A 16,030-nucleotide genomic window follows, 5' to 3' on the forward strand; every position below is an offset into this window, starting at 1 on the left:
ATATTTTAAATGTAAAATGTACTACCGGGCATATTTATCCGTATCCTGTTTTTGCTTATTTAATCTTATTGCAATAAAAGATTGCAGCCACCAGTTATTCAATTTATAATCCCGTTGTGCAGTAATGCCCACATGAGCCAGCGATAATATTTCAAAACCCAGGCCGCCACCGATCATTTGCTGCCGGTTCGTTCCCCAATTGGCCTCTGCAACCAGGTGCATATTGGCCAGGGTGCCGAAGTTCTTTGTACCAAACTCTGTAAGTTTTAACGCTATCATCGGACCCAAGAGCCCGCTTACTTTCTTGCTGGCATAAGCCGCGCCCAGGTTGGCCCCTAACCGCAGCAAGCCCGGCACTACCGTTACCTGCGGATTCAGAGATAAGCCGCCGGTATATACATCCGGTGCAGTGCCGCTGAAATTCGTAACGGCTCCGTTAGTTAATTTAAGATTCAATAACCATCCTTTGGTAAATTCGGTATCCTGCTGTTGGGCATTCGCAAATCCCGCTACAAATACCAGGAGCAATAAAAAGGGCTTTCTTAAGGTTTCCATAGTCTGTCTTTCAGGTACTAAAGGTATTCAATCAACAACTCCCTGCCGATAGCTAATTTACGGGATTAGGATGGTTTATTTACTGGTTTTATAGGTATAGTGATTCACCAGTATCCTGATTTCATTATAGTCCCAGGAGTCGGGCAATGCCTGTTTCCATTCGGTGATGTTTTTAAAACTGTGCTGGGTGAACCGGGTTTCAAATAACCTGATGTCCTCCTGACTGAAAAGCCGCTCCAGTGTCAACACACCTACTGAAGCCATTTTAGCCAGGTGTCCGAGTATAGTTCCTTTAGCAAGTGATCTTATTGTTGCAATTTCGTCCGGAGATTTACCTTCTTCAAAAAGCTGGAAGCTAACAACATGTGTTGGCTTTTTAGAAACGGTTTTTTCTACAATTAACGGCTCACCTTCCATCAAAACCGTATCTAACAACCTGACATCTTTTAGCATGGAAAGATAAGAGCCAACAATATCAATCAGGCCCTTTAAAACCTCGTTATAGACTTTTAACCCTTTTGCACCTTTGGTTTCTGCATAACATTCTTTTGCGGGTATAAATATTTTTTCATTGATATTCTTAAAAAAGAATGACACAGCGCCTTTACTCTTTTCCTCAATAGGCTGCCACGCCTCGGGTGTTTGTGTATAGTGCTGAAGCCGGTGATTTAAGAATATAGCAAATTTACCGTATACGGTCTCCAATGCTTTCAGCGCTTCTATTACCTGCTGTACAACCGGTAATGTCTCAGCTTTATCAATAACACTGCTTTCATGTACTGCAGCCTCCCACGCTTCAGCTTCTGTTAAGAGCTCTTGTGTACTAAGCTTTTGAAGCAATTTGTTTCCTACATATACATACTGTTCGGCAGCCACAATAGTGGCAATTTGATTACCAGCATCCGTTTCCTGTTGAAAAAGCTGGATACGGGGATCATTAATAATGGCGTGTGCAGGAATTTTTGTCTTGAGCACGATACCTTCCAGGGTTCTGCACCGGCTTAATGCAACATATACCTGCCCGCTGGTAAAAGATTTTCCTGCGTCGATGATCACTTTATCAAATGTAAGTCCCTGGCTCTTATGAATAGTAACAGCCCAGGCCAGTTTAAACGGAAACTGTTCGTAACTGCCTATTACATCTTCTGCCACGTTATTTTCCTGATCGATAAAGTACTTTTTGTTCTCCCAGGTTTCCCGTACTATTGTTAACGCTCTTGTTTCATCCTGCGGCAGCACTTTTACTTCCTCGTCGCGGAGCTCTGTAATGGTCGCCAGCTTACCATTGTAAAAGCGTTTATTCTCGTCCTTGTCGTTCCTGATAAACATGATCTGTGCGCCTTCCTTTAACTCCAGCTCTTCTTCATTTGGAAAAAGATTCGGCTTAAACTCACCCCAGACTTTCGCTTTGTAGATATGACCTTTTCCTTTCAGCTCTCTTAACTTCTGTTTATTAATAGCATCTGCCATATAGTTATGTGATACCAGGTGCACATAAAATTCTTCCGGATCAAAATCGGGCTGATAACGGCTATGCAGCAGATCGAAATTTATGTTTTCTATATCACTATCCCGGATGGCATTCAGCATGGTTAAAAAAAACGGATCTGTTTGCCGGTACACGGTGGTTAGTGAAACGGTTAAAAGATGTAACCCCTCCAGGGCTTTGGCTTCAAAAAAGAAAGGAGAATGATAATAAGTCTGTAGAATACGTTCATTTTCCGGCCTTACTACCGGCGGTAACTGGTAAAGATCTCCGATAAAGAGCATTTGCAAACCACCAAACCGAAGCGGGGATTTCCTGGCGGTTCTTAAAGCCAGATCCATCATATCCAGCACATCACATCGTAACATAGAAACCTCATCTATAATGAGTATCTCCAATGTTCTCAATAGCTTGAGTTTATCTCTCCGGTATTTGAAGTGAGGTAGTAAGTTAGGAATATTGATCGCTTCATTTCTATCTACAAATTCAGCCGTGGGAACAAAAGTGGTCAGCGGCAGCCCGAACATAGAATGGATAGTGGTTCCACCTGCATTGATAGCTGCAATACCTGTTGGCGCCACTATGGCAAACTTCTTATCCGTTTTCTGCACAAAATTCTGAAGGAACGTAGTTTTGCCCGTACCTGCCCTGCCGGTAAGAAAAACGCTGCGGTTCGTATGCTCGAGTAATTCAAATAGGTGTCGCAAATCAATATATTAAGCAGTAACCAAATAGCTGTTGATCGTAAATAAGATACTTGAAAAACGGGTTTCTTAAAGCTTTGGTGCAGCGGAACAATCACTCTTTATATACACCGGGCCATTATAAATAACTGCCTTTGCATCGGGTACGTAAGCCGTATCCGTCCTGGTTGCTTCACTGGAGATCCCGGTAACCAGGTTATCACCTTGCTTTTTAAAATACAATTCGCGCACACTGTTCATTCCTTCTGATTGAAAATTATACCAGAGACGGATAATATCGCCATCTACAGTACCCTCTACCGTTCCATGGTTACTATCCTTTTCAAAATTTTTAAAAACTGCGGTTCCTTTTACTGATTTATCTATAATATTAAGCTTTAATGCATACGTATCTTTTGCCGCAATAAAAAGATAGCATTGCTCGCCCGCTACAGGTTCTGTCTTATCTGCCATTACTGCTGCTGTGGAATCCTTCGAAGAATCGTCACCTTGTTGGGGAGCACTATTACAAGCGAAAAGAATGGAAGCTATTAAAATATAAAAAAACGATTTCATTTTATAGTTTTTTAAGGGATAAGAATGTTTTCATCACTGGTTAGTAATTATCAACAAAGCTAATCAATATCCTTAAAATAAAAAACCGCCTCATTGCTGAGGCGGCTACTTGTATGTTATAGCAAAAAGTGACTTAGTTTTTGCGCAGGTTTGGATGCGGAGGAGCAACAGTGTTTGGACCGTCTTCTCCGGGAGCAGCTGCACGGATGTCAACTGCATCGCAATCACCACCTTCCTGGCCTGAGCTGAAGATAAATCTGTCGCTGCTTACGCCTTCTTTTTCAACCAAGTGATAAATCACTTTATTTACGTGATCCCAGCTTAATTGCTGCTGACGTTTAGTAGCTGCGCAGTAACCTACTACTACTACTTTACAGTTTGGATTAGCTTTCAGTTTAGATGCTACAGTTGCTAAAGTAGCAGCTGCATCATCAGAAAGTTTGTTTGAGTTTGCTGCAAAGTGAATACTTGGTAAAGCACCCAATAAAGCTGCACAGTCATTAGTAACTTGCTGCTCACAACCTGCAGGGCAAGGGCATTTACCTACACCATCAGCATCTACCGGCTGGCAATAAGTTGGGGTAACCAGTTCCTTGTCTTTACAATCTGGTACGCCATCGCCATCAGTATCCAGGCTTACACCATGTAGATCAACAGGGCAGCCGGCTGGAGTTTGTTCCTGGTCAAACTGATCAGTTACACCATCACCATCAGCGTCCGGAAGAATGATCTCAGGTACTCTGCGCAATTCGCCATAAGCATAATTCAAAGAGTTTAACCAGTAAAGAGGCTCAACTCTTCTTGACTTATTACCCAGGTTGAAATTTAAACCCACAGTTAAGTAGTTCATCAGGTCTTTATCGGGAGATAAAGTTTTATACTCATCCCAACGTACACCATCTAAAAGGTCAGAACCATTGTAGATTACCCTGTCTTCAATAGCCAGGTTAATACGAGGGCTTAAACGAAACGCCAAACCTAAACCTCCTGATACAGACGGCGCAATATTGCCGCGGAACATATCAGAGTAAGGCTTGCTGGGATCTCTTTCAATGGGAGTATCATACTCACCGTTTTGCAGATCTTTCAATCGCTTCAGGATGTCTTTGCGATTTGCGTATGTACCATCTCCCCTAATAGAGCTAAAATCGTAAGCAGCACTTTCAGCATCTCCTCTCACCTGGTGCATCGCATCTACCCTGCCTTTCCATGTAGATACCCCAAAGCCAGCTAATGCATATAAAGTAACACCTGTTTGTGCTTTGTAGAAACGAATGTTGTGGATATTAGCCAGCAATTGCAAGCTTAACTCCTGAACATCTGTTTTGTAGTTGTAATAAACACCAGGGTAATCAATAGGATCCCAAACATTTCCGCCGGGTAAAACACTATTTTTTGTATAGCGATAAAACCATGGGTTACCATAACCTCCGGCTGTATAGCCTGTTGAAGTTTGCCAGTTTTGTCCTTTAGCAATACCATACATATATTCTAAACGAAGAGATAATGTGTGGCCCAAAGATTTACGAACATGTATACCGAAACCAGGAGTTCCTAATTTGGCATCAACATCTCCACCAATGGTGAACATACCGCCTTTAATACCAACTTCCCACATATCCTTTGGTTTTCCGGGATAGTCGTGGCTGCCAACCATAAACTCATTGTGTTGGGCCAGTTGTTTTTTGTTGTAGTAATTAGAGTCGGTTACAGAAAAAGAACCATATATCGGGTGGGGTGCGGTATATGGATGCGAAGGGCTAACCTGCGCATTTACGCTGCCTATACAAGCAGATAGTCCCAGAATAAGGCTGAGAGATTTTGAATTTTTCATACTTTTTTATTTGGTCTATTAGTTATAGTCACGCGTCATCATCTATTTCTAATTATAAAACAGATTAAAACGCATAATTAATGAGCAAATATATAATATTATGCCAAAAATCAGAAAGTATTGTTAATGTTGAGGGACCATACCGTCTTGTACTTCAAACAACACTATTTGTCCTGCTTTTTAATGTTTTTGGCATAGAAATTTATTCCCTCCATTATTCCTGATGATAAAGGCATACCGGCGAAGTAAACATTTCGCTTACCTTTTAATACATTAAGCTCCTTACTGTAGTTAGCAACTACAATTCCTTTAGCCTGTCCCTGCAACATATCTATATCATTACCACCATTGCCGGCAGTTATAAATTGTTCAACAGGAAGTTTCCATTTATAGCTCAGGTATCTTACTACATTGCCCTTTCCTGCACGGCGGGGTATAATATCCAGGTACTTATTATCAGTAAGCAGTACTTTCGCCGGCAACTTTCGATCATACAGTTGTTTATTGACGTTAGCCAGATCGTCTCCAGTAAAATTCTCGGTGGCAAAGTAGCTGATCTTAAAGGGCCATTGCGCATCGGCGCCCTGTAAGGTTATATTCGGTAGCTCTTCCATCGCTGTTTGTATTTGCTGTCGTTTCCATTGATGATTAATATGTTTTTCCCAACCTACATCGGGTATGAAATCCCTGGTGTAATACAATTCAGTTCCTGCTGAACAAATTAGCACGTCCGGGTTTACAAATGGATACTTCTGAAGCGCTTCCTGCATTAAAGCTTTGCTGCGGCCGCTGGATATACCAAACACGACTCCCGGATTTTCACGCAACCAGTTCATTAACTCCTCAAGTCCCGTCAAATCGTCTCCTTCTACCAAGGTACCGTCCAAATCGCTGATCAGGAACAAATGAGCATCAGCCAGTTTTCGTCCAAAAGATGTTTGAGCCTGGAACTTTTCTGATTTTTCTTTGAAAATATCATTAACGGTTTCTATGTATTTTTCTGCATGTTTGTTCCAAGCATAATCTTCAGCACCCGCTTTGATGCCATTGGCCGAGTAGTGATCCCATAAGGCCCTGTCTGCAATTATCTTCTTTAATGCACTGGCAATAGCAGCAGTATCTTCCACATCAATCAATAAGCCATTATCTGCCTTTTCTACAATTTCTTTAGGTCCTCCGGTGGGTGATGCAACGATAGGTAGTCCGCAGGCCGCTGCTTCCACAATGGTAAGACCAAAGTTCTCGCCGGGAGTAGCATTTACAAAAACGCCTTTTTTACGGGCAGCAATCCGGTATATTTCAGGCACTTCAATGCCCGGATCATTTTTTTTAGGCAATGCCATCTTTCCATACAGATCATATTTATCCATCAGCAGTAAGAGATTGGTCAATATCTCTTTTTCATCTTCAGGCATCTGCGTTATGTCTTTTCTCACTCCTGCAAAAATGGCCAGGTTGGCCATGGCCTGCAATTCTTTATCCTGCCCGTAGCTGGTAATAATGGCTTCAAAATTCTTACGCTTATCTGCGCGGCCTATTGACAATATCAAAGGCTTGTCTGCATTGAATAAAAAACGTTCTATTTCAGAGTTGATTTTATATAATGCCTGCTCCTGCTCGATAGTCATGGCAAACGAAGGCATTTCTAAACGGTAATAGGGATAGAACACGTCACTATTAACACCTGGCGGTATCACTTTAAAGTTAGCCTGGGGTTTATTGTTGTAGTCCATGTACTGCGTTTCTATTTCATGCCGGGTACTTACAATCACAACATCTGCACTGGAAATTACTTTTTCTTCTTCGTCTATACGACGTTGCATATTAAAGCGATCGTTCAGTTTCTTTTCTTCCCACCCCTGGTTTAAAAGCATACGCTTTTTATTTCTTCCTAAAGAATGGCCTGTCGCAATTAAGGGAAGCGCAAAGATTTTGCTCAATTCACAGGCAATATAATTACCGTCAGCATAATGACCGTGCAATACATCAGGATAATCGTCTTCTGCTTCATTAAAGCGTATGGTATTATTAATAAACTCATCCAGATGATCCCATAGTTGCTCCTTTTCCTTATACAACTGCCCGCCGCAATCCATGCGTACTATACGCGCTTTTTCATTAACTACTTCTATTGGCTGACTGTAAGATGCAGATACTCTTTTATCGGTTATACGCCTGGTGAATAGATCCACCTTTCTGACCTGCGGATGCTTTGAAAGCGCCTCCAGCAATTCTAATACATATTTTACCTGTCCTCCTGTATCTTTATCGCGCCCGATCTCTGCCTGGTGAAATCTTATCAAACCATGAGGGCTAAATAATTGAATGTAATAACTTTTCATTTTTATAGGTGTGGTTTTTGAGTGGTTGAAATATAATTATTTTTAAACAAATGCAAAACATACAAAGAAGTTTTTATTCGGGCTCTGGTTTTAGCGATTGGGAAATAGGTGATGTAACTATTATTTTACATGATGGTGTATACCACCTGTTTCATTTAATTATACCTAATCATGACTATATAGCCCATGCTGTTTCCAACGACTGCATCTCCTGGAAAAGAGTAAAGAATGCATTGTTCGTAGGCGATCCCGGTGAGTGGGATGATGATATGCTATGGACCATGCATGTATGCAAGGTAGGTGAGCGTTTCGAAATGTACTATACCGGTTTACAAAGAAAGCTGAGAGGCACCAATTCTATGATAGGGCTTGCGGTATCCTACGATCTATATAACTGGGAGAAAAAGAACCAGGGTATTTTCCCTATTGAATCTAAGGGTCCGTACTACGAAAGCATGGACGACAGTCCACGTAAATGGCTTAGTTTCAGAGATCCATATCGCATTGAATATGAAAACACAGCGTACTATCTGATATGCGCACGTTCTTCACGCGGACCCGTATCCCGGCGTGGTTGTATTGGGTTATTGAAACAGGAAGGAGAGCAGGTGGAGTATCTGAAGCCCTTGCATATGCCTATGGTGTACGACGATCTTGAGTGTCCCTGTGTATTTGAACTCAATGGTCGCTATTACGCTATTGCTTCTATAAGAGAAGATGTAAAAGTTCGCTATTGGTTCAGCGATGCGTTCCTGGGCGAGTACCACGCTTTCCATGCTAACGTACTGTTACCGCAAGGCAATTATGCAGCCAGAGTTGTTGAAAGTATTAATGGCAAAACACTTATATATTCCTTTTTTTATACATCGGGGTTGATCAATTCACATCGTGTTTTTCTGCCTCCCAAACAATTAGACACCGACGAAAGAGGACGACTGTTACTGAAAAGTTTTGATCACTGGGAAGATGTCGCCTATGACATTCTTGATCAGAATCATTTTAATACGATAAGATGCCTGTTCGACAATCCTACCGCCTCACACAGCATTGAAGATAACCGCTGGGTAGTGGGCTCCAGGAGTGGCTATGAATTGTTTGTAGTAGAAAAGCCTGCAGACGATTTTATATGGGAAGGCGTGCTCTCTGTCGAAGGCATGGGAAAGCTGGGCCTGGTGACAGATATGGACGAAGATGGCTCGGGATATTATTACTCTTTTGATGTTGTTAACGGGCATATAGAAGTACGTGCCTGGGGCTTTAATGAAGCCGACATCCGGTCTAATTTTAATTTTAAAGTGCTGCAGGATAACAGCTTTACCATTAACCCGCGTTATACCTACCACTTTAAGCTGATCCGTTTTGGAAACTATATCGAGCTGGCGATTGACGGTCTGGTTAAACTCACTTTAATAGACTACAACTACAATAACAATTTTATTGGTTTGTATTCGGCTTCTTCTGTGGTTTCGCTCAATAATAGCTTTATTAAAAAACTGCCGCCTCTTGAAGATGAATACATCAGCAATGCCTAGTGATACATTTTTGACTAAAAAATAAAGTGTATTCAACAATTACAGACAGTTGTTGTTATAGTGCCGGATAAGACGAGATTGTGTTTTTAAGACGGATACTTAAAAAAATGTTAAACGCCCAAACGGAGCGAAGGAATAAGAGAAGATGAGCGTCTTACTATATATAAATAAGCAATTAAAGTTTTTCTCATAAGCAGTTAGTTTTGGTTTAAACCCCACGTTTCCACGAGGGGTTTTTTATTGATGTTTACCAGTCAAATCTGCTTAGAATAAGATTAGAATGCATTAGAAAATAATTAGAGCCAGCAACGTCAAAATCACCACACCATCAATTAATGGGACAGATCAATTTTTCCTCAAAATTCATTAATCAGCAATGGTTTCGGGCAATAAGCTAACGCTTTAGATCCGGGTGTATTAAGTATTAAAACACATTAGAAAAATATCATCCACATTAGAATATCTCTTATCTGTCAAAAATAGTATTACTATTATTTTCTATCGTATTAGTACCAGCTACTTTCGCTGCAATTTTTGAAAATTCAATTCAATCTCAATATGGAATTTTTATTGAAGTTCAAATTGAATCAGCATTTGTATGTGAAGGATCCTGAAAGTAGTGATATCGGCAAAACCATCGTCAAAAATGCAATCGACCTTATTTATGAATTAGGTTTTGAGCAATTTACTTTTAAGAAGCTTAGTGCAAAAATTCACACCACTGAAGCTACCATCTACCGGTACTTTACCTCAAAGCATCGTTTGCTGATATATATCCTAAACTGGTACTGGTCTTATCTTGAATTTTTAAGCGAGATGCTGATTCCCTCCGGGACGGCTTCCTGCGACAAGTTAAAAATTATCATTACCATCATTACGCACTGTCAGAAAGAAGAACGACGGCTGATGGATTATAACCTGGATCATTTACATAGTATTGTTATATCTGAGAGCAGCAAATCTTACCTGGTAAAGGAAGTAGATACCATCAACAAAGAAATGGCCTTTAACCCACTTAAAAGCCTTTGCAGACGAATCAGCATGATCATCCTCGAAATAAACCCAGGATACCCTTATGCACGATCGCTGGCCAGTACTTTACTGGAAACAGCTCACGACCAGCAGTTTTTCAGCGAGCACCTTCCCTCTCTTACCAACAATACATCACACCAACAGCATAAAAAGTACGTACTGAATTATCTGAATCAATTGGCATTTTCTGCCATTAAATAAATACATACATGGCACAACAGGGCGATACAAAATTTAACAGCAGGAAGCTTTTTCAATATATAACCAAAGAAAAAAAAGATGCCGCCAATATTTATTTCTATGCCATACTCAATGGCCTGGTGCAATTAAGCATACCCCTCGGAATACAAGCTATTGTGAGCTTTGTTATGGGCGCCACTATGGTGACATCGCTTTACCTGCTCATTGGGTTTGTGGTGGCTGGTACTTTTCTGGCCGGTTATTTCCGCATCAGGGTCATGCAGATCATCGAAAAAATACAGCAAAAAATATTCGTAGAGTATTCACTGGTTTTTGCAGAAAAGCTGCCAAAAATCAACCTTAAAGTTTCCAGGAAGTATTACCTGCCCGAATTATTAAACCGCTTTTTCGACGCGCCTAATTTACAAAAAGGCATATCGAAATTATTGCTGGAAATACCTACTGCGCTGATACAAATTGTTTTTGGAATCGTATTGCTATCTTTCTACCATCCCTGGTTTTTAGTATTTGGTGCGCTGGTATTGATCATCGTAATAGTCATATTCAGATTGACGATGAGCTCGGGCATCCAGTCGAGTTTAGATGAAAGTGACCGGAAATACGAAGTGGCTTCCTGGCTGGAAGATATTGCCAGCTCTGTTAAAACATTCAAAATAAACTCGAAGGCCAACACACATTTAAAGGGAACGGATGAGCGTGTAATGCGCTATTTAAAACACCGCACTGCTCACTTTAAAGTTCTGGTTTTTCAATACTGGACGATAATAGGTTTTAAAGTGATCATCACTTTAGTGATGCTGGCCATTGGCACTTACCTGCTGGTGAACCAGGAATTGAATATCGGGGCATTCGTAGCTACGGAGATTGTAGTACTCACCATTTTAACCGCAGTAGAAAAATTAATTAAAAGCCTTGAAAGCTATTATGATGTAATTACATCCCTTACCAAGTTAAGCAAGGTAACCGACCTGGAGGAGGAACCTTCGGCTGATATAGAGGTTGAAAAAAACGGGACCGGTATGGAAATTACTTTTAGCGATGTATCGTTTCACTTTAACGATCAGAAGCCTGTACTTCAGAACCTCAATTTCAATATACCAGCTAACAGTATTACAGTAATCAACGGTGTACTGGGCGCCGGGAAATCTCTATTATTGAACATCATCATCGGGTTTTATGAACCCACCAGTGGTACCATCCTATTCGACAAAATTCCGTTAAAGAATCTCAATAAAGAGTCGTTCAGAGATGCATCGGGTATTTACCTGGAAGATATGGCGATCATCAAAGGTTCACTGCTGGACAATATCCTCCTCGGACGTGAAGATGTGGGTACCGATGACATCGTAGAACTAACCCGCCGTTGGGGCATTGAAGATCTGTCGAGCCAGTTTACTGAAGGATTACTTACCCAACTTAGTGAAACAGATACCGAGCTATCGTTTAGTGCAAGGAAGAAAATATTACTGCTGAGAGCAGCAGTTGGTAAAAAGCGGTTGCTGTTACTGGAAGATCCCATTGCCGGCATGAACCGTCAGTTTTCAGCCAAGATGATTGCATACCTGCAAGAGATCCAACAACACACTACCATTATCATCGTATCGCAAAATGAAGACCTGATCGCTATTGCCGATCAAACATTATTCCTTAACAAAGGAAGGATATCCAAAGAAAGTTAACAGGAACTTGCCGCCCCTATGGTAACAACAAAATAAATCATCAAAGATGAAATTAGAATCGTTTAATAATATCTATCATTATAACCGCAAGTCGAGAGTAAAGCGCTGGTTTTATATTTTCCTGGCTTTATGCATTATCTTTTTATTTCTTCCCTGGACACAAAATATAAAAGTTAAGGGCAACGTAACCTCTTTATTACAGGAACAACGGCCGCAGCAGCTCAACTCACCTATACCTGGCCGTATTGCCAAATGGCATGTGAAGAATGGCGACTTTGTAAAGAAGGGCGACACGATACTACAGCTCACGGAGATCAAAGAAGACTATATGGATCCCTTGTTGATAGACCGTACCGAAGAACAGGTAAAAGCCAAGCAGGGAGTGCGGGATTATTACGAGGCCAAAGTAAACACCACGGCTGCACAGTTAAGCGCCTTAGCAAGCGGACGTGATTTAAAGCTCGAACAACTAAAAGTAAAGCTGGGTCAACTGAACAATAAGCTGGCAGCCGAAGAAGCCGAACTGGAAGCAGCCAACAATGAGCTGGAGCTTACTACCGATCAATATCAGCGACAAAAAAAAATGTATGATGAAGGCCTGGTTTCTTTAACGCAGTTACAGCAAAGAAGCATCGCTTACCAAAACGCCACCGCTAAAAAGACGGCTGCCCAAAATAAGTTGGCACAAACCCGGCAGGAAATTATCACTGTAAACCTGGAACAAAGTGCTACGGTGCAGGATTATTCAGAAAAACTCAATAAAACACAGGGAGAGCGTTTTCAAAGCATGGGGCAGATTGAAAGCAGTGAGGGCGATATAGCTAAATTGAAAAACCAGGTTTCCAATTATAAAATACGCCGTGGCCTGTATGCCGTAATTGCTGCGCAGGACGGGCAGATTGTTCAGCTGAACAAAGCAGGTATTGGCGAAATATTGAAAGATGGTGAGAGTATTGGCTCAATCGTTCCCGGCAATGTTGATTATGCTGTTGAAATTTATATTAAACCGGTAGACCTGCCACTGGTTAAAGCAGGACAATCGGTGATGTTTGTTTTTGACGGGTTCCCGGCTATTGTGTTCTCCGGCTGGCCTAATACCAGCTATGGCATCTTCAAAGGAAAAGTAATAGCTGTGGAAAGCAATATTGGCGCCAATGGGCTTTTCAGGGCGTTGGCCATAGAAGATGAAGGTAAAAAACCCTGGCCACCTCAGTTAAAAATGGGTGCCGGTGTACAAGGCATTGCTATATTGAATGACGTGCCGGTATGGTATGAGCTTTGGAGAAATATCAACGGGTTCCCTCCTGATTACTATACAGTAAAAAACGAAAAACCTGCGAGTGGTAATGAAAAATATAAATAGCACCATTTTATTCATCATCATAGTTTGTTTTCCCGGCTCCAGTTTTGGTCAGGATACCTTGCGCCTGTCCCATGATGAGTTTCTTGCAATAGTAAAAAACTATCACCCGCTGGCATTTCGCTACCGGTTGCAACAAAGGATAGCCGCCGATGAAATTCAGAAAGCACGGGGCAACTATGATCCGCTGGTAAACGGGAAGAACGGCGCTAAAACTATAGACGGGTTGAACTACTATAAAGAAACAAATATTGAACTCGGAATTCCCACCTGGTACGGTATAGAGTTAAATGGGAACTACAACTATATCGACGGGCAAAAACTCAACAACAGTACTACCAAAGGTGGTCTTTTCCAGTTTGGTATTACTTTACCACTGGCCAAAAATCTTTTATATGATAAGCGAAGGGCTTTACTCGACCAGGCACGAATCGGGCTGCAGATGACCGAGGCTGAACAACAGGTTTTAACCAATCAGTTAATGCTGGATGCAGAAAATATTTACTGGGATTGGGTGAAGCAATACGAGGTTTATCAACTGCAGGCGCAAACAGTAGCGGTTAACCGCAACCGCCTGAAGCTCACCCAAAAAACACTTGAGTATGGAGAGCGCGCGGCTATTGATACAACGGAGGCCTTATCGCAGCTCCAGAGTTTTGAATTGCAGCTAGGGGACGCCTACCTGAAATTGGTGAAGGCCACGCAGGAACTTTCTTTATTTATGTGGACTAAAAACCGGGAACCTTATGACCTGAATCTGGCTGTTACGCCAGCTGATAATTTAATAGAAAACCACTCCTACCAAAACTACCACTCCCTGTTGGCTGCTCTGGAAAACCGGCCGCTCAACCAGCATGCAGCTGTTCGGTACTATACCCAAAAAAATCGCATATTGGAAAGTGAACGTCGGTTGAAACAACAAAGTTTATTGCCCAAGCTTGATTTTACTTATAACTTCTTCAACAAAGAGCAATATAAGGCAGACTATTTTCCACTATTTCAAAACAACTACCAATATGGATTGAAACTGGAAATTCCTCTTTTGTTGAGAGAAGCAAGAGCTGACTACAGGATCGCTCAATCGAAAATTGAGCAGAACCAGTTGGATACTGATTACAAACAACAGGAGCTACATACTAAGATAACCGCCTATAAAAATGAAGTGATCAATTATCGCAACCAGATCGATATTGCACAGCAAAACATTATTAACTACCGGCGTTTGCTAAATGCAGAAGAAACCCGTTTTGGCAATGGCGAAAGTTCCCTGTTTCTTATTAACTCCAGGGAAAACAAATTGTTGGAAGCTGAACAAAAGCTGATTGAATTACGATTGAAGTTTGTGAATAGTTACAATCAACTGAAATGGCTGAACGAAAACTTCAGTAGTCCGGCACTTAGCAGGAAGTAAGCAAGCTTATCTATATTTCTATATTCCCCGAAAGCTACTCAACCAAATAGCATTACCTATTGTTGTGTTATTATATTTATTACACATAACATTCAGCTATGATACAAGGACTTTACGAAACACATTTATTTGTTGAAAACCTGGAGGCATCCATCCATTTTTATGAACAGGTTTTAGGGCTTACCCAATGCTATTTTGAAGAAGAAAGGCGCATTGCGTTTTTCTGGGTAGGAAAGCCACGCGAAGCCATGCTGGGGCTTTGGGAAAGACCTAAATCACAAATCTATCCGCAACACTTTGCTTTCAGATGCGATAAAGATTTCATTTTAAATAAGGCTGTTGATTTTTTAAACGATCGAAACTTAAGACCGTATAATTTTTTGAAAGACGGGTCTCACCAACCCATGGTTTTTGCATGGATGCCCGCTATCGCCATCTATTTTAACGATCCGGATGGCCACCAGCTGGAATTTATATCAGTTTTGGAAGGAGATGCTCAACCTGAACGGGGAGTTATTTCGTATGATGACTGGATACGGATAAACAGGAATGCGTAAATTAAACGGGATCCAAACACTGTCGCAACAGACCCTATATTTGTCATACCCTACCTCTATCCTATCATATATTATTGGCGATCTTTATGCTATAATAAAACACGATATATATGCGAAAGATCATTGTTTTGTCTATGCTTACACTGGATGGAGTTATTCAGGCGCCGGGCGGCCCGGAAGAAGACGAATCCGGCGGATTTAAATACGGTGGCTGGACAGGCCCTTATGGCGACGAAACGTATGGCAAAGTGGTTCAGCAAGAGTTAGAACCTGCTTCCTATCTTTTAGGCAGAAAGACCTTTGAGATATGGGAGCAGTACTGGCCACAACATAAGGATTATTGGCCAGGCATTAACGAAGGAGAGAAATACGTATTATCTGCAACCAGGAAGCAATCCGACTGGAATAATACCCACTTTATTACAGCGCTTGCTGATATTCAACAACTCAAACAATCGGCGGGGCCTGACATACAGGTATGGGGCAGCAGCGAACTGGTGCACCTGTTATTGAACAATGACCTGGTAGATGAACTCCGACTCAAAATCCACCCTGTTCTTTTGGGTGAAGGTAAGCGACTTTTTGATAACGCCGCAGTTCCGAAGTCTTACACCTTAGCTGAGCATATTGTAACTTCAACCGGTGTGATCATTTGTCGTTATTTGCGGGCAGGAGCAATTAAGACCGGGCAGGCAAGAGCTTAGCTATTGGGGTATGGGGTCGCAACCATCTGACTTGGGGAAAAATGATTGGTTAATTTTGTTCTCGTGGCAGTGGTCAAT

At 41.5% G+C, this 16,030-nt stretch carries 12 protein-coding genes; 7 read left to right on the top strand and 5 right to left on the bottom strand.

All coding sequences use genetic code 11. The features are described 5' to 3' along the window. Window positions 1-21 precede the first annotated feature (21 nt). The 5 genes from ACLOAU_RS03635 to ACLOAU_RS03655 all read right to left on the bottom strand — a co-directional run bounded on the left by ACLOAU_RS03635 (window position 22) and on the right by ACLOAU_RS03655 (window position 7,476). Window positions 22-555, bottom strand: a complete 534-nt coding sequence (locus tag ACLOAU_RS03635) for a hypothetical protein (protein ID WP_427860471.1) — start codon at window positions 553-555, stop codon at window positions 22-24. A gap of 75 nt (window positions 556-630) precedes the next feature. Further along, window positions 631-2,748 carry a helix-turn-helix domain-containing protein gene (locus ACLOAU_RS03640; RefSeq protein ID WP_427860472.1) on the bottom strand — a complete coding sequence of 706 codons (2,118 nt, stop codon included), beginning with the start codon at window positions 2,746-2,748 and terminating at the stop codon, window positions 631-633. 66 nt (window positions 2,749-2,814) lie between these two features. After that, a complete protein-coding gene (locus tag ACLOAU_RS03645) occupies window positions 2,815-3,300 on the bottom strand; it encodes a hypothetical protein (protein WP_427860474.1) in 486 nt (161 codons plus the stop codon). Window positions 3,301-3,433: 133 nt separating this feature from the next. After that, complete coding sequence (locus ACLOAU_RS03650; RefSeq protein ID WP_427860475.1) at window positions 3,434-5,134, bottom strand: OmpA family protein; 1,701 nt, start codon at window positions 5,132-5,134, stop codon at window positions 3,434-3,436. 164 nt (window positions 5,135-5,298) lie between these two features. Beyond that, window positions 5,299-7,476: an HAD-IIB family hydrolase gene (locus tag ACLOAU_RS03655; RefSeq protein ID WP_427860477.1), complete on the bottom strand. Its 2,178-nt coding sequence runs from the start codon at window positions 7,474-7,476 to the stop codon at window positions 5,299-5,301. Window positions 7,477-7,526: 50 nt separating this feature from the next. Between ACLOAU_RS03655 and ACLOAU_RS03660 the strand changes: the two genes are divergently transcribed. The 7 genes from ACLOAU_RS03660 to ACLOAU_RS03690 all read left to right on the top strand — a co-directional run bounded on the left by ACLOAU_RS03660 (window position 7,527) and on the right by ACLOAU_RS03690 (window position 15,952). Next, complete coding sequence (locus tag ACLOAU_RS03660; RefSeq protein WP_427860478.1) at window positions 7,527-9,008, top strand: glycoside hydrolase family protein; 1,482 nt, start codon at window positions 7,527-7,529, stop codon at window positions 9,006-9,008. Between the two features lie 558 nt (window positions 9,009-9,566). Further along, window positions 9,567-10,241 carry a TetR/AcrR family transcriptional regulator gene (locus tag ACLOAU_RS03665; RefSeq protein ID WP_427860479.1) on the top strand — a complete coding sequence of 225 codons (675 nt, stop codon included), beginning with the start codon at window positions 9,567-9,569 and terminating at the stop codon, window positions 10,239-10,241. Window positions 10,242-10,249: 8 nt separating this feature from the next. Beyond that, the gene (locus ACLOAU_RS03670; protein ID WP_427860481.1) at window positions 10,250-11,920 is read left to right on the top strand and encodes a peptidase domain-containing ABC transporter; all 1,671 of its coding nucleotides are present in this window, start codon (window positions 10,250-10,252) and stop codon (window positions 11,918-11,920) included. Between the two features lie 46 nt (window positions 11,921-11,966). After that, on the top strand, window positions 11,967-13,283 hold the full coding sequence (locus ACLOAU_RS03675; protein ID WP_427860483.1) for an HlyD family secretion protein: 1,317 nt from the start codon (window positions 11,967-11,969) through the stop codon (window positions 13,281-13,283). Next, window positions 13,267-14,691 (top strand): TolC family protein, encoded by a 1,425-nt coding sequence (locus ACLOAU_RS03680; protein WP_427860485.1) that lies wholly within the window; start codon window positions 13,267-13,269, stop codon window positions 14,689-14,691. The genes ACLOAU_RS03675 and ACLOAU_RS03680 overlap by 17 nt, the downstream gene beginning before the upstream one ends. 98 nt (window positions 14,692-14,789) lie before the next feature. Next, window positions 14,790-15,248 carry a VOC family protein gene (locus tag ACLOAU_RS03685; protein WP_427860487.1) on the top strand — a complete coding sequence of 153 codons (459 nt, stop codon included), beginning with the start codon at window positions 14,790-14,792 and terminating at the stop codon, window positions 15,246-15,248. Window positions 15,249-15,358: 110 nt separating this feature from the next. Continuing rightward, the gene (locus ACLOAU_RS03690; RefSeq protein ID WP_427860489.1) at window positions 15,359-15,952 is read left to right on the top strand and encodes a dihydrofolate reductase family protein; all 594 of its coding nucleotides are present in this window, start codon (window positions 15,359-15,361) and stop codon (window positions 15,950-15,952) included. Window positions 15,953-16,030: the final 78 nt, after the last annotated feature.

This window comes from Paraniabella aurantiaca (assembly GCF_050309965.1).
Lineage (GTDB): Bacteria > Bacteroidota > Bacteroidia > Chitinophagales > Chitinophagaceae > Niabella.

Coding starts and splice junctions, on each gene's coding strand:
- ACLOAU_RS03635 (WP_427860471.1), bottom strand. CDS start 555: ATGGAAACCTTAAGAAAGCCCTTTTTATTGCTCCTGGTATTTGTAGCG.
- ACLOAU_RS03645 (WP_427860474.1), bottom strand. CDS start 3,300: ATGAAATCGTTTTTTTATATTTTAATAGCTTCCATTCTTTTCGCTTGT.
- ACLOAU_RS03650 (WP_427860475.1), bottom strand. CDS start 5,134: ATGAAAAATTCAAAATCTCTCAGCCTTATTCTGGGACTATCTGCTTGT.
- ACLOAU_RS03655 (WP_427860477.1), bottom strand. CDS start 7,476: ATGAAAAGTTATTACATTCAATTATTTAGCCCTCATGGTTTGATAAGA.
- ACLOAU_RS03660 (WP_427860478.1), top strand. CDS start 7,527: ATGCAAAACATACAAAGAAGTTTTTATTCGGGCTCTGGTTTTAGCGAT.
- ACLOAU_RS03665 (WP_427860479.1), top strand. CDS start 9,567: ATGGAATTTTTATTGAAGTTCAAATTGAATCAGCATTTGTATGTGAAG.
- ACLOAU_RS03670 (WP_427860481.1), top strand. CDS start 10,250: ATGGCACAACAGGGCGATACAAAATTTAACAGCAGGAAGCTTTTTCAA.
- ACLOAU_RS03675 (WP_427860483.1), top strand. CDS start 11,967: ATGAAATTAGAATCGTTTAATAATATCTATCATTATAACCGCAAGTCG.
- ACLOAU_RS03680 (WP_427860485.1), top strand. CDS start 13,267: ATGAAAAATATAAATAGCACCATTTTATTCATCATCATAGTTTGTTTT.
- ACLOAU_RS03685 (WP_427860487.1), top strand. CDS start 14,790: ATGATACAAGGACTTTACGAAACACATTTATTTGTTGAAAACCTGGAG.
- ACLOAU_RS03690 (WP_427860489.1), top strand. CDS start 15,359: ATGCGAAAGATCATTGTTTTGTCTATGCTTACACTGGATGGAGTTATT.